Source organism: Streptomyces sp. NPDC016851, assembly GCF_055562795.1.
Genome location: NZ_JBVHEP010000026.1, coordinates 127,961 through 139,714, shown reverse-complemented (window position 1 = coordinate 139,714; position 11,754 = coordinate 127,961). Strand labels below are relative to the sequence as shown.

Sequence of the window (11,754 nt, the reverse complement as noted above, 5' to 3'; positions counted from 1 at the left end):
GCTGGACTGGTACAACTACCACCGACCCCACACCGGCATCGGCGGCCACACCCCAGCCAGCCGCGTCACCAACCTGTCCGGACAGCACACCTAGTCGAGGAACCCCAGCGCGTTGTCGGGCTCGCACTGCGGGCCGGGCTTGACCCCCTCGGCGAGGGCGTGCAGTGCCTGCTCCTGGGTGACGCCCTTCGAGCGCTTCCCGGCGTTCCAGCAGCCGCCGACGTGGATGTAGACCGCGTCCCTGCCGGACAGGCCGCGCTCGATCAGCCAGTCCGGCTCCGCTGGCCGGGCGGCGATGCCGCGCTGGAGCTCCTCCTCGCGCCGCTCTGCGTCTGCGATCTGTCGCCGCACCCGGTCCAGGGTGAGGATCAGCCAGGTCTCCAGGGTGCGGAGGCGCGGCAGATCAGGCGGCAAGTCGTTCACGCGTTCGATTCTAGGAGATAGGCTGCCCCGCGCACCCAGAGGGGCAGAGGAGACCCATGGACCTCGGCGAGGCGGCCCGCAAGCTCGGCGTCGACCCGGCCGCCCTGTCGACCGTGAACGCGCTGTACCGGCGCGAGCCCGGGCAGAACACCCAGGACACGCACGACAGCGTCACAGATGTTCGTTTATGAGAACTGCCGCGCGCGACAGCCGCAGCCCGAAGCTGCCCGGTGCGACTGAGCTCATGCAGAGTCGGCGCCGCGGCGCAGCGTGAACCAGAAAGTCGGGACCGGGTTCGTGCCGGGCGTCACGTCGTCCAGCTGCCACCCGGCGAACATGGCGCTGAGTTCGTCCGCGGTGACGCCGGACCACGAGTCGTCAAACGCCCCGGGCCCGTACCCGAACATCAGCAATCGCGCACCGGGGGCGGCACGCTTGCTGAGGCCGGCTGCGTAGGCATCGCGGCGGTGCGGTGGAATCCCGCAGTAGCAGCTCAGGTCGAAGAACAGGTCGTACGGACCGGGCACGCCCACCTCGTCGAGACGGGTGGCGTCCCCGCACAGCACCGTGACGTCCGCTCCAGCAGCGTCGGCCTTCTCCCGGGCCTGCCGTACCGCGCGGTCGACCAGGTCGACGGCCGCCACCCGCCAGCCGTGCCGGGCCAGGTACACCGCGTTGGTCCCGGTGCCGCAGCCGAGTTCGAGGACCTGGCCCGGCATCAGCGCACCGGGCCCCTCTATCAGGGCCACCAGCTCGGGCGGCGTGATGCCGCTGTCCCACGGCGGCTTGCCGTCCCGGTAGAAGTCCTCCAACACGCGGCGCACGAAACCCTCTTGCTCGAGCTCCGCAGCCGTCCGAGTCTCGCCCATCGCTACCCCTCCAAGAAATTAGAGTTCATCTCTAGTGACTGACTCTAGAGATAGACTCTCAGCATGGATGCGGTCAAGGGATCCGACGGACAGAACGTCAAGCGCCCCGACAAGAGGGCCGAGCGCTCGCGGCGTACTCGCGAGAAGATCATTGCGGCGGCGCGGGAGCTGTTCGTCGCGCAGGGGTACGGTGCGACAAGCCTTCAGGAGGTTGCGGATCGCGCGGGTGTGGCCGTCCAGACCGTGTACTTCGTATTCCGAAACAAGCGCGCGCTGTTCAAGGACGTCATCGACACGTCCATCGCGGGCGACGTCGAACCGGTCGCCACGATGGACCGCGACTGGTTCCGCGCCGCGTGCGACGAGCCCACCGCGGCCGGGCAACTGCGCGCCCACGTACGGGGTGTACGCGACATCCTCGGCCGGGTCGCCCCGATCATGCCGTTGATCGCGGCTGCGGCCGCCACGGACCCGGAGATCGCCGCGCAGTGGCCCGCCGGCCCCGACCCGCGCTATACCGTCCAGCACGCCGCAGCGAAGGCACTGACCTCCAAGCCCGACGCCCGCCCCGACGTCGATACCGCCCGCGCAGCCGACCTGCTGTACGGGCTGCTCAGTCCGGAGCTATACCTGATCTTCGTCCGCGACCGGGGCTGGTCCCCCGACGCCTGGGAGGAGTGGGCATGTGTGGCCCTCACTACCCACCTCTGCACAGACCACGAGTAGGCCACCGACTCTTCGGCGACAGCCGCCGAAGCAGAGTCCGCGACCGGCTACGGCTGCCGAAGCTGACCGGGACGCTCACGCCGCTGCACCGTCGTCATCATCGTCAAGCCCGGCAGCGTCCGGGTTGCGCAGCGGCCGCAAGACCCCGCCGGCCGGGGCGGAGGCGGTGAAGCTGTAGCGGCCCAAGACGTTGAGGTTGCGGTGCTCCAGCGGGGAGAGTCGGGCGATGTCCTCGTCCCGGACCTCGTGGCCCTCGGCGCGGAGCTGGGCGACAGCAGCGTCGATGTACCGGGTGGTCCAGAGCACCACGGCGTTGAGGACCAGACCGAGCGATCCGAGCTGGTCCTCCATGCCGTCCCGGTACGCCTGGTGGATGGTGCCGCGCTTGCCGTGGCACACGTCGCGGGCCAGCTTGTGGCGGGACTCCTGCACGGTGAGCTGGCGGTTCATCTGGCGGCGGTAGGTGTCGTCGACCGGGTCGACGACACGGAGCAGGTGCTCGGTCTTGGCGATCCGCCCGTACTCGGCGAACGCCTGTCCCAGCGGGGTCGGGTGGCCCTCGCGTCCGAACATCCGCAGCAGGTCGTAGGCGCGGACATGGTTGGTGACCAGGGAACCGGCGACCCGCAGCATGTCCGGCCAGTGAGTGATCACCTTGTTCAGGTTGACCCGGTTGCGGGCCAGCGGCTCCAGCGGCCCGTACGTGCCTGTCTCTACGCCGGGAAGGGACGCGCGCCAGAATCGTTGGTCGTCCAGATCCTTGAACCGGGTGCTGAAGTTGTAGCCCAGGATGCGGAAGATGCCGAACACGATGTCGCTGTACGAGGCGTTGTCGGTGGCGACCATCTCCGGCTTCACCCCGCCGTCGAGGTTCAGCAGTGCGTCCAGGATGTGCAGGGAGTCGCGAGGGGTGCCCGGCACCACCATCTGCCCGATCCCGGCGACCTGGTCGTTGACGGCGTTGAGCCAGGTGATGCCACGCTTGAACCCGAAGTACTTCGGTGACGGGGCGGCCCCGCCCTGTGGGCCACTCTTGGCCAACCCAACCGGGCCGAGCAGATGGCCCGAGCCCTCACCGACCTGGATGAGCAGGCGCAGGCGCTATCCGAGACCGAGCCATGCGTAAGCGGTGGCTGCTGCCTGTGGCTGCAGGGGCTTGGCCGCCCGGCTCCCGAGGGCATCCCGGCCGCCACAGCAGAATTTCCTACGGCTCGGACATCGGGTGCGTGGCCCGGCTAGAGTGAGGGCGAGCCGTGACTGGCGTGTCGAGATGGGCGTAACCATCGGGGAGCGGCTTCGTCACATGGACGTGTGCCGCGCGCCTGGGCTTCTTGGGAGCAACCTGGGAGGCACCGTCGTGGTTCGGCACTTATACCCCTCACCTCTGGACATCGGTCGGCCGTTATTGGTCGGGATCCTCAACATCACCGCAGATTCGTTCTCGGACGGCGGCAGGTTCCTGGCCGCTGAGGATGCGGTGGCACATGCGCGGCGGCTGTGGTCGGAAGGGGCCGATATCGTCGAGCTGGGCCCTGCGGCCAGCCACCCGGGAGCCCAGCAGGTGACTGCTGCTGAGGAAATACGGCGGCTGACCGTCGTCATTGACCGGCTGGTCGCCGAGGATGTGCCGGTGTCGGTCGACTCCTTCCTGCCGGAGACCCAACGCTTCGCAGCGGCGCGTGGGGCCGCGTACGTGAACGACATCCAAGGCTTCCCCGACCCGGCCCGGTACGAAGAACTCGCCGACACCGACTGCCGGCTCATCGTCATGCACTCTGTGCAGCGCCTGGGGCCCGCCACCCAGATGAAGACCGATCCCGCCGCGGTGTGGGCGGGGATCGAGGAGTTCTTCGCCGAGCGGCTGGCTGCGCTGGAAGCGGCCGGCATCGGCCGGAAACGGCTGGTCATCGATCCAGGGCTGGGCTACTTCCTGGGCACAAGCCCGGAACCGTCGCTGAGAGTGCTGGCACATCTTGAGCAGTTGAAGGCCAGGTTCGACGTGCCGGTCCTGGTTTCTCCCTCCCGGAAGTCGTTTCTTCGGGCGCTTACCGGGAGCAGTCTTTCGGAGATCGGCCCGGCAACTCTGGCGGCGGAGCTGTACGCGGCATGCCACGGGGCGGACTACATCCGCACCCACAACGTTGCCGCCATCCGGGATGCGCTCACCGTCTTCAACGCTCTGGACGCGGCCAAGGTAGGTACGTGATGGAGCAGCGAGAGGCGATCGTCGCGGTGGTGCGGCGAGGCGAGCGGGTGCTCGTCATCCAACGAGGCCCGCTAGCACGGCTGCCGGGGTACTGGGCTCCCCTCAGCGGCAAGGACGAAGTCGAGACCGCGCCTCGACTCGCTACTCCGGGCCAGTGACCGACGGCAGCGCCTCGACGACGAAAAACAGGAAGCAGGGCTTGGTCGAAAGGTCGTCGAAGGCGTCGGGGAACAGTGCCCGGGCGGCTGGGTCAGGCTGCGGCTCGCTGATGACGGACAGACCAAAGCCCGCGGTGGTGAAAGCGTCGATCATTGCGTGCAACGGCTTTCGCCAGAGTCGCATCGGGGTGGACTGCCCGCCGAGCATCCAGTCGAAGGTGTAGCTCGTGGTCGCGAAGTAGTCGGGCCGAGGGTCCCGGAACGTGTACGCCGTGACCGGGTGATCCACGGACACGATCAGCCGGCCGCCGGGCCTGAGTACTCGCCGAAACTCGGCCAGCGTCGGCCCCCAGTTCTCCAGGTAGTGCAGGACCAGCGACGCGACCACGTCGTCGAACGCACCGTCTTTGAACGGCAGGCGCTCGCCCAGGTCGGCCACGTGCAGGGCTACGTCATCACCGAGCCTCTGCCTGGCCAGTGCGAGCATCCCGGCGCTGACGTCGATCCCGGTGGCGACCGCGCCGCGGTCGCGCAGTGCGGCGGTCAGTGGGCCCGAGCCGCAGCCGGCGTCCAGGACTCGGTGGCCAGCCACGTCTCCGGCGAGGGCTAACATCGCGGGCCGTTCGTAGTACGCGTTCACGAGGTTGTTCTCGTTCTCCGCCGCGTACGCCTCGGCGAAACTGTCGTAATCGTTCACCCGGGCCGGTTCCGCAGCATCGGCGAAGCTCTCGGGTATGTCGGTTGCGCGTTCCATCGTCGCAGCCTAGAGCCAGGCGGGCCCCCGCCGCGCTGAATAGTGCAAGGCCGGAACACTGCCTCTTCACCAGTAGGACGGTGGTGTGGAGGAGGCGGAGTACCGGGTGTGGGTGCGCGCGCCGGAGCACGTGCGCCCTGTCCACGGCGTCGACTACGACCAGGTCGCCACCGAGCACCTGAAGCCGCCGCAGCAGTCGGTCGTCCAGGAGGTAGTCGGGGAGCGCCGACCGTCGGGATGAGTGCTGCAAAAGCCGGGCGACGGTCGCGGCCCGGCTGGCGCGGTGCTGCACGCACCGGACTGCGAAGAGGCGTCGCAGGGCGCGCCGCTGCTCGACCTGGACCAGGCCCTGAACGTCGCGGAGAGCCCGGCGACGCGGTTGTGCACGCTGTGCGGATGCGCTCAGGAACTCACGCCCGTCCTGCGCGGCTTCGACCATGGTGCCGACTCTTCAAGCGACGCCTCCTGACCCCGCCCGCTGGCAGATCGAGGAAGACTGAAGCGCGTCCCGCCGTGATCCTTGGCGAAGTTGTGCACGGCTGCCGCGGCATCGGCCTTGCCGCGGCAGCCGTACGTTCAAGTGGCGAGGGGCGGACGTCTGGGGGTCAGGGGGCGTCGGCGAGCTCTTCGATCTGGTGGGCGAGGTGTGAGTCGGGGCGGAAGACCTGGAAGCCCCACTCTTCGACTTCGTTGACCTGGAGGCGGCCGACTGCTTCGCGCAGAGCGAGGGTGGGGCGGTGACGGGGGGCGCCGGCGGGAGAAGGGTGTGAGTTGGACGTGGGTGTCCACGGTGACGGCCTGGTGGGCCCAGTGGTCGGCGTCGCGGAGTTCACCGCGGCCGAGGTGGAACAGGTGGAGGCGGTGGGCGGCGGTGGCGCTGCCGGCGCCGGCCGCGAACTGCCACCACCACTGGGCTCCTTCAGAGGAGTCGGCGAGGCTGAGCAGGCAGGCGAAGTGCAGTGCGCCGTCGATGCAGGCGGGCTCTTCGCCGAATTTCGCCAGGTGCGCGGCAGCGCTGTCGCTGTAGAGGAGCGCTGCGGTGAGGCCTGGAGGTCTTTGTCGGCACGGGAAGCGGCCCTCGGGGCTAGCCGGGTGCCGAACATGAGGGTGGCTGTGACCTCGTGGACGACTTCCTGCTTCAGCTCGGTGACGCCTTCGTCGGTGAAGTCATCGGGCAGGGCGGCCTGCGCCATGACGTCTTGGATGCTGCGCGGCACGGTGTTACTCCTTCTCCTCGTCGCCAACCGAGATGTCCAGGCCGAGTTTGCTGGCGATGCGTTCACGGGCCGAGCGCCGGTGTCCGCGGACGGTGTCCGGCTTGATGCCCATGATGTTGGCCACTCGCTGCGTGGAGTAGCCCAGGATGGTTCTGCACGTGGGAGCGGGGAACGTTTGCCGACGGCTTTGGACAGCACTTAGCGATCACCGGGCCCGAGAATGTCGATGAGAAGTAGCAACGCTGCGGGGGTAGTGGGGTGTTGAGGCTCCTTGAGGGCAGGCCCCGTCTGACAACCAGGGCAGGTTTGGGGCGTCACGGACTGTCAGGGGCGGCCGCATGCCATCGCGAAGCGACGCTCGAAGAAGCGGCTCTTGACCGGCCGTGGCGCGGGTCCGGTGCCGTCAGCCCAGGCCCGGCGGTGTCCAGTCGGCATGCCGCAGGATGGTGTGGACGGTCGCGCGGGAGGGGGCCAGCCGGAGAGCGGTGTTGCGCACGGCGACGGCCAGGGGGTTCGTCAGCTGTTGGCCCATCCGGCCGGCCTGATGGGCCGCGCGGGCGACGGACTGGCTGCGCGGCCGGCGCTCGGTGTCGTAACGGGCCAGCGCCGATTCGACGGTGGGCTCGGTGGCGAGTGCGGCGGCCAGCACGGCTGCGTCCTCCAGTGCCTGGCAGGCGCCCTGGCCCAGGTTCGGGGTCATGGCGTGGGCCGCGTCACCGAGCAGGACTATCCGGCCTGTAGTGAAGGAAGACAAGGGTGTCACCAGTTCGTGGATGTCGTGGTGCAGGACGGCGTCGGACCGGGTCGCGCCCAGCAGCTCGGGGATCGGATCGTGCCAGTCGCTGAAGCGGCGGCGCATCGCGGCGAGGGCGTCCGTGTGCCGTGCCCCGGGCGGTGAGTTGAGCACCGCATGCCACTCGGCCCGGCCGTCAGTGAACGCGATGTGGCCGAACTCGGCGCCCTTGCCCCAGGTCAGCTCGAAGTCGGTGGCCAATTCGACCGGGCGCTCGGTGATGGCGCGCAACACGGTCGACCCGCTGTAGGCCGGGCCGGGGTGCTGAGGGAACAGCTGGGCGCGCAGCCGGCTGCCCACTCCGTCGGCGGCCACGACCAGATCCGCATCGAGGGCGGCGTCCCCGACCAGTAGCCGGACTCGGTCGGGACCGGAGCGGTCGACGGACGTCACCTCGGCCCCGACCACCAGGCACTCGGACGGCAGCTCCGCGCGCAGCAGGCGGTGCAGCACGGCCCGGGGGATGCCGACGATCGGCGTGCCCAGCGCGCGCTCAAGAGCGGTCCCGTCCATCCGTGCCAGCCAGCCGCCACCAGGGACACGGGTGCCTCCGGTGTACTGCGGCCGCGCAGCCGCGCGCACGGCCTCGCCGACGCCGAGAACGTCCAGAGCACGGATGCCGTTGGCGTGCAGGGAGATGCCCGCACCCACGTCAGCGAGGACGGGGGCCCGTTCGGCAACCCTCACCTCCCAGCCGATCAGGCGCAGACCGATCGCGGCGGCCAGCCCGCCGATACCTCCGCCCACCACCACCGCGCTGCCACCCATACCGGCCCTCCCTCGTCCGCCCTGCCGTGATCCTTCTACAGGTGTAGAAAAGGAGAGTAACCCCATCCTCTACAGGTGTAGAAAAGGGGGATGCCCACAGATCGACGTACCGTCCTCGCCGATGCGGCCATCGGCGTACTCGCCGAGGCCGGAATCCGGGGCCTGACCCATCGCGCGGTCGACCGGGCAGCAGACCTGCCACCCGGCACCACCTCCGCCTACTACCGCACCCGCCAGGCACTGCTCACCGCACTGGTCCGGCATCTGGTCGCCCTTGACCAGGCAGAACTCCAGGCGATCGGGGAACAGGCGCCGGTGCCGCGGAATGCCGAGGAACTGGTGGCCGGGATCGCTGCCTTCGTCGAGCAACGGCTCACAGGGGAGGGACGGCGACGCTCCCTCGCGCGCTACGCCTGCGCCCTCGAGAGTGTGCACCACCCCGAGCTGCAGGAGATCCTCGTGCCGCGCCAGAACGCAGCACGACAAGCCGCGCGCGACTTCCTGGCCGCGCAAGGCGTCACAGACGCCGAGGACCGTACTGTCACGCTGCTGACCTGTGTGGACGGATTGGTTTTCGACCGCCTGGTGGGGGGCGGAACCGTGTCGGACCAGGAGATCCGCGGGCTGGTGGCGGCAGCGCTCCGATAGCCCCACACCTGCCGGCACCGGGCGTGCCTGAACGACCAGATGCTCCCGGGGGCCCCGCTGGCGGAAAGGGCCCGATGGTAGGAGCGCGATGCTCGGGGCGGGCGACGAGCTCGTTCAGCCAGTGGCGGCATCCTGCCGACGGCGGCGGCCCGGGCCTTGGTGCTGGCGAGCCGGTAGGACTCCGTTCCGGTCTCGATGATGTTGCCGCCGAAGGTGAGCCGGCCCACGATGGCCGCGCAAAGCCGCGGGTCGGTAAAGGTTTCCCCCCCCAAACGATTCGTTCGAGGCGATGGCGACGCTGTTCTCCCCGTCCCGCTCGGTCAGAACCTGGAACAGCAACTCCGCCCCGCGGCGGTCCAGTTCCATGTATCCGAGCTCGCCGATCGCGAGGAGGTCCACCCGGCCGTAGCAGGCGATGGTCTTGGTCAGCACCTTCTCGTCCGCGGCCTCGACCAGTTCGTTGACCAGCTTGGTGGCGGGTGTGTAGCGGACCCGGTAGCCCGCCATGGCGGCCTCGGTGCCCAGCGCGATCAGCAGGTGCGATTGCCGGTGCCCGAGTCGCCGATCAGGCAGAGGGGCAGTCCCTTTTGACCCAGTCGCAGGTGGCCAGGGTGTGGATGACGGCCGGCTGGTCACGGGCGGCGGCTTCGGCCAAGTCGGGGAACTGGACCCGGATGGTGGGCAGCCGCAGCATACGGCATGCCTGGTCGACGGCGGCGTCGGCAGCCTGTTCGGTCAACCCGCGGTGGTGTTGGAACGTCACGGCGTCACTCTCCCTGTTTTTCACCTTGCCGGTCTATGACCGGGTCCAAGTGCCGTCGATGGACTGACCCACAACGATCGGCCGAGCGGCCTTCCACGGCTCCGCCTCCTGCTTGCCCCGACGAGAGCTACGTCGTGGACAGGCCGGTCACCGATCCGTGGAGACGACTCTGCCCCCGCTGCCCGGAGGAAGCGGGAGCAGGACGGGTGAGCTAGGCAGCGGGCTCGTACGTCACGCTCTGGTCCGGGCAGCCCACCGACACGCCGTACAGGGCCGCCACTTCCCTCCGACGAAGCCAGCCGAGCCTTCCACCTGGTGTGGACCTCCTACGCGGTGCTGGCGAGATCGACCCGGATCTGGCCGCCGAGCCGTTCGTCGCCGGGCCCGATCGCCTGGAGCGACAGCTGAACCGACGTGCTCAGCCAAGCTCAGCGCGACGGCGGGCGGGATCCGGCGGCGGAGGCGGCCCGGCTGCCGGCCCTCAGCCACGGGCTGGGCACCGGTGTCCTGGTCGGCCAACGGTCCGCCGAAGCAGCCATGGCCATCCTGCGCGCCCACATCGACCAGCTCTTCGACAACCGTCTCGTACGGTCGCTCTGTCGCATGTCGAAGTGACCAGTGACGGCGGGTGATCAAAGCGCAGCCCGCTCGCGTGTGGGTGCCGTGGTCAGTGAGGTGGTGTCTGTCCGTCCTGAATGAGGCGGGGAGCCGGAGCGCGGCCCCCGGTCAGGCGTCGATGATGACGGGGATGATCAGTGGCCTGCGGCGGTGGGTGCGGAACGCCCAGTTGGCCACGGCTCGGGCGATGAGCTGTTCGAGCTGGTGGGCGTCGCCGACGCCTTCCTCGGCGGCGGTGGCCAGGGTCTTCTCGATGACGGGGATGACCGGCTCGAAGGTGGTCTCGTCGTGGACGAAGCCGCGGGCCAGGAAGTCGGGGGCCTCTGCCAGGGCGCCGGTGTCGGCGTCGACGATGGCCACGACCGTGATGACGCCCTCCTGGGCGAGGGTGACCCGGTCCTTGAGGGACGCTTCCGTGGCGCCGCCAACCTCCATGCCGTCCACGTAGACGTTGCCCGCGGGCACTTTTCCGGTGATGGAGGCGCGGCCGTCGACGAGGTCGACGACGACGCCGTCCTCGGCGATGACGACCCGGTCGGGGTCGACGCCGGTGCGGATGGCGAGGTCGGCGTTGGCTCGCAGGTGGCGCCATTCACCGTGCACGGGCATGACGTTGCGGGGTTTGACGATGTTGTAGCAGTAGACGAGTTCGCCGGCGCTGGCGTGGCCGGAGACGTGCACCTTGGCGTTGCCCTTGTGGACGACGTGGGCGCCCCACCGGGTGAGTCCGTTGATCACCCGGTAGATGGCGTTCTCGTTGCCGGGGATGAGGGAGCTGGCGAGCAGGACGGTGTCGCCCTTGCCGATGCGGATCTGGTGGTCACGGTTGGCCATCCGTGACAGCGCGGCCATCGGTTCCCCCTGGGAGCCGGTGCACACCAGGGTGATTTTGTGGTCCGGGAGCTTCTCCAGCTCCTTCGTGCTCACGACCAGGCCGGACGGGACCTTCAGATACCCCAGGTCACGGGCGATGCCCATGTTGCGGACCATCGACCGGCCGACGAAGGCGACCTTGCGGCCATGCTGATGGGCGGCGTCCAGGACCTGCTGGATGCGGTGCACATGGCTGGCGAAGCTGGAGACGATGACCCGGCGCGGCGCGGTGCGCATCACCTGCTCGATCGCCGGGTTCAGCTCACGCTCGGAGGTGGTGAAGCCGGGGACCTCGGCGTTCGTGGAGTCGGTGAGGAACAGGTCCACGCCCTCCTCGCCGAGGCGGGCGAAGGCGCGCAGATCGGTGATGCGGTCGTCCAGGGGGAACTGGTCCATCTTGAAGTCGCCGGTGTGCAACACCATCCCGGCGCCGGTCCGCAGGGCCACCGCGAGGCTGTCCGGAATGGAGTGGTTGACGGCCACGAACTCGCAGTCGAAGGGGCCGAAGCCGCGCCGGTCGCCCTCGCGTACGCGCACCGTGCGGGGCCGGATGCCGTGTTCCTTGAGCTTGGCCTCGATGAAGGCGAGCGTGAGCTTGGAGCCGACGAGAGGGATGTCCCTCCGCTCGCGCAGCAGATAAGGCACGCCGCCGATGTGGTCCTCGTGGCCGTGGGTGAGGACGACGGCCACGATGTCGTCGAGGCGGTCCCGGATGGAGGTGAAGTCGGGCAGAATCACGTCCACGCCGGGCTGGGTCTCTTCGGGGAACAGCACACCACAGTCAACGATCAGCAACTTGCCGGCATGCTCGAACACGGTCATGTTCCGGCCGATCTCGCCCAGGCCGCCCAGGGCGGTGACCCTCAGCCCTCCTTCGGGCAGTGACGGGGCGGCCTTGAGTTCAGGGTGCGGATGGCTCATACCCTCACGCTATCGAA

The 11,754-nt window shown here is 69.1% G+C and carries 11 protein-coding genes, 3 pseudogenes and 1 riboswitch; of the genes and pseudogenes, 7 read left to right on the top strand and 7 right to left on the bottom strand.

Annotated features, from left to right (window positions below; all coding sequences use genetic code 11):
• Positions 1 to 90: 90 nt before the first annotated feature.
• A complete protein-coding gene (locus tag ACZ3I3_RS33380) occupies positions 91 to 423 on the bottom strand; it encodes a DUF6233 domain-containing protein (RefSeq protein ID WP_467371112.1) in 333 nt (110 codons plus the stop codon).
• Positions 424 to 479: 56 nt separating this feature from the next.
• Here ACZ3I3_RS33380 and ACZ3I3_RS33375 point away from each other — a divergent pair, with 56 nt between their 5' ends.
• Positions 480 to 614: a hypothetical protein gene (locus ACZ3I3_RS33375; protein ID WP_467371110.1), complete on the top strand. Its 135-nt coding sequence runs from the start codon at positions 480 to 482 to the stop codon at positions 612 to 614.
• 51 nt (positions 615 to 665) lie between these two features.
• Here the strand turns inward: ACZ3I3_RS33375 and ACZ3I3_RS33370 are convergent, their stop codons facing one another.
• Positions 666 to 1,247, bottom strand: a complete 582-nt coding sequence (locus ACZ3I3_RS33370; protein ID WP_467371108.1) for a class I SAM-dependent methyltransferase — start codon at positions 1,245 to 1,247, stop codon at positions 666 to 668.
• Between the two features lie 108 nt (positions 1,248 to 1,355).
• Between ACZ3I3_RS33370 and ACZ3I3_RS33365 the strand changes: the two genes are divergently transcribed.
• The gene (locus ACZ3I3_RS33365; RefSeq protein ID WP_467371106.1) at positions 1,356 to 2,018 is read left to right on the top strand and encodes a TetR/AcrR family transcriptional regulator; all 663 of its coding nucleotides are present in this window, start codon (positions 1,356 to 1,358) and stop codon (positions 2,016 to 2,018) included.
• A 75-nt stretch (positions 2,019 to 2,093) separates the two neighbouring features.
• On the opposite strand, the pseudogene ACZ3I3_RS33360 reads toward ACZ3I3_RS33365, so the two are convergent.
• A pseudogene (locus ACZ3I3_RS33360) lies at positions 2,094 to 3,032 on the bottom strand (Tn3 family transposase); the annotation flags it as partial.
• A 229-nt stretch (positions 3,033 to 3,261) separates the two neighbouring features.
• Positions 3,262 to 3,353, top strand: a riboswitch (ZMP/ZTP riboswitch).
• Here ACZ3I3_RS33360 and folP point away from each other — a divergent pair.
• Complete coding sequence (gene folP / locus ACZ3I3_RS33355; protein ID WP_467371104.1) at positions 3,322 to 4,224, top strand: dihydropteroate synthase; 903 nt, start codon at positions 3,322 to 3,324, stop codon at positions 4,222 to 4,224. (Overlaps the previous riboswitch by 32 nt.)
• A complete protein-coding gene (locus ACZ3I3_RS33350) occupies positions 4,224 to 4,382 on the top strand; it encodes a hypothetical protein (RefSeq protein ID WP_467371103.1) in 159 nt (52 codons plus the stop codon). The genes folP and ACZ3I3_RS33350 overlap by 1 nt, the downstream gene beginning before the upstream one ends.
• Here ACZ3I3_RS33350 and ACZ3I3_RS33345 read toward each other — a convergent pair.
• Positions 4,366 to 5,136, bottom strand: coding sequence for a class I SAM-dependent methyltransferase (locus tag ACZ3I3_RS33345; RefSeq protein WP_467371102.1), 771 nt, complete (start codon positions 5,134 to 5,136; stop codon positions 4,366 to 4,368). The two genes, ACZ3I3_RS33350 and ACZ3I3_RS33345, sit on opposite strands and share 17 nt — an antisense overlap.
• Positions 5,137 to 5,212: 76 nt before the next feature.
• Between ACZ3I3_RS33345 and ACZ3I3_RS33340 the strand changes: the two are divergent.
• A pseudogene (locus ACZ3I3_RS33340) lies at positions 5,213 to 5,605 on the top strand (DUF6233 domain-containing protein); the annotation flags it as partial.
• 1,151 nt (positions 5,606 to 6,756) lie between these two features.
• On the opposite strand, the gene ACZ3I3_RS33335 reads toward ACZ3I3_RS33340, so the two are convergent.
• Complete coding sequence (locus ACZ3I3_RS33335; RefSeq protein ID WP_467371100.1) at positions 6,757 to 7,914, bottom strand: FAD-dependent monooxygenase; 1,158 nt, start codon at positions 7,912 to 7,914, stop codon at positions 6,757 to 6,759.
• Between the two features lie 90 nt (positions 7,915 to 8,004).
• Here ACZ3I3_RS33335 and ACZ3I3_RS33330 point away from each other — a divergent pair, with 90 nt between their 5' ends.
• Positions 8,005 to 8,562 (top strand): TetR/AcrR family transcriptional regulator, encoded by a 558-nt coding sequence (locus ACZ3I3_RS33330; RefSeq protein ID WP_467371098.1) that lies wholly within the window; start codon positions 8,005 to 8,007, stop codon positions 8,560 to 8,562.
• Positions 8,563 to 8,708: 146 nt separating this feature from the next.
• Here the strand turns inward: ACZ3I3_RS33330 and ACZ3I3_RS33325 are convergent.
• Positions 8,709 to 9,325: pseudogene (locus ACZ3I3_RS33325) on the bottom strand (ATP-binding protein); the annotation flags it as partial.
• A 414-nt stretch (positions 9,326 to 9,739) separates the two neighbouring features.
• On the opposite strand from ACZ3I3_RS33325, the gene ACZ3I3_RS33320 reads away from it, so the two are divergent.
• Positions 9,740 to 9,940: a hypothetical protein gene (locus ACZ3I3_RS33320; RefSeq protein ID WP_467371096.1), complete on the top strand. Its 201-nt coding sequence runs from the start codon at positions 9,740 to 9,742 to the stop codon at positions 9,938 to 9,940.
• 111 nt (positions 9,941 to 10,051) lie between these two features.
• Here ACZ3I3_RS33320 and ACZ3I3_RS33315 read toward each other — a convergent pair whose 3' ends face one another.
• A complete protein-coding gene (locus ACZ3I3_RS33315) occupies positions 10,052 to 11,737 on the bottom strand; it encodes a ribonuclease J (RefSeq protein ID WP_467371095.1) in 1,686 nt (561 codons plus the stop codon).
• Positions 11,738 to 11,754 lie beyond the last annotated feature (17 nt).

Bases quoted from the DNA above. Each gene is read 5' to 3' on its own strand.
- ACZ3I3_RS33365 (WP_467371106.1), top strand. From the start codon at position 1,356: ATGGATGCGGTCAAGGGATCCGACGGACAGAACGTCAAGCGCCCCGAC.
- ACZ3I3_RS33375 (WP_467371110.1), top strand. From the start codon at position 480: ATGGACCTCGGCGAGGCGGCCCGCAAGCTCGGCGTCGACCCGGCCGCC.
- ACZ3I3_RS33345 (WP_467371102.1), bottom strand. From the start codon at position 5,136: ATGGAACGCGCAACCGACATACCCGAGAGCTTCGCCGATGCTGCGGAA.
- ACZ3I3_RS33315 (WP_467371095.1), bottom strand. From the start codon at position 11,737: ATGAGCCATCCGCACCCTGAACTCAAGGCCGCCCCGTCACTGCCCGAA.
- folP (WP_467371104.1), top strand. From the start codon at position 3,322: ATGGACGTGTGCCGCGCGCCTGGGCTTCTTGGGAGCAACCTGGGAGGC.
- ACZ3I3_RS33335 (WP_467371100.1), bottom strand. From the start codon at position 7,914: ATGGGTGGCAGCGCGGTGGTGGTGGGCGGAGGTATCGGCGGGCTGGCC.
- ACZ3I3_RS33350 (WP_467371103.1), top strand. From the start codon at position 4,224: ATGGAGCAGCGAGAGGCGATCGTCGCGGTGGTGCGGCGAGGCGAGCGG.
- ACZ3I3_RS33330 (WP_467371098.1), top strand. From the start codon at position 8,005: ATGCCCACAGATCGACGTACCGTCCTCGCCGATGCGGCCATCGGCGTA.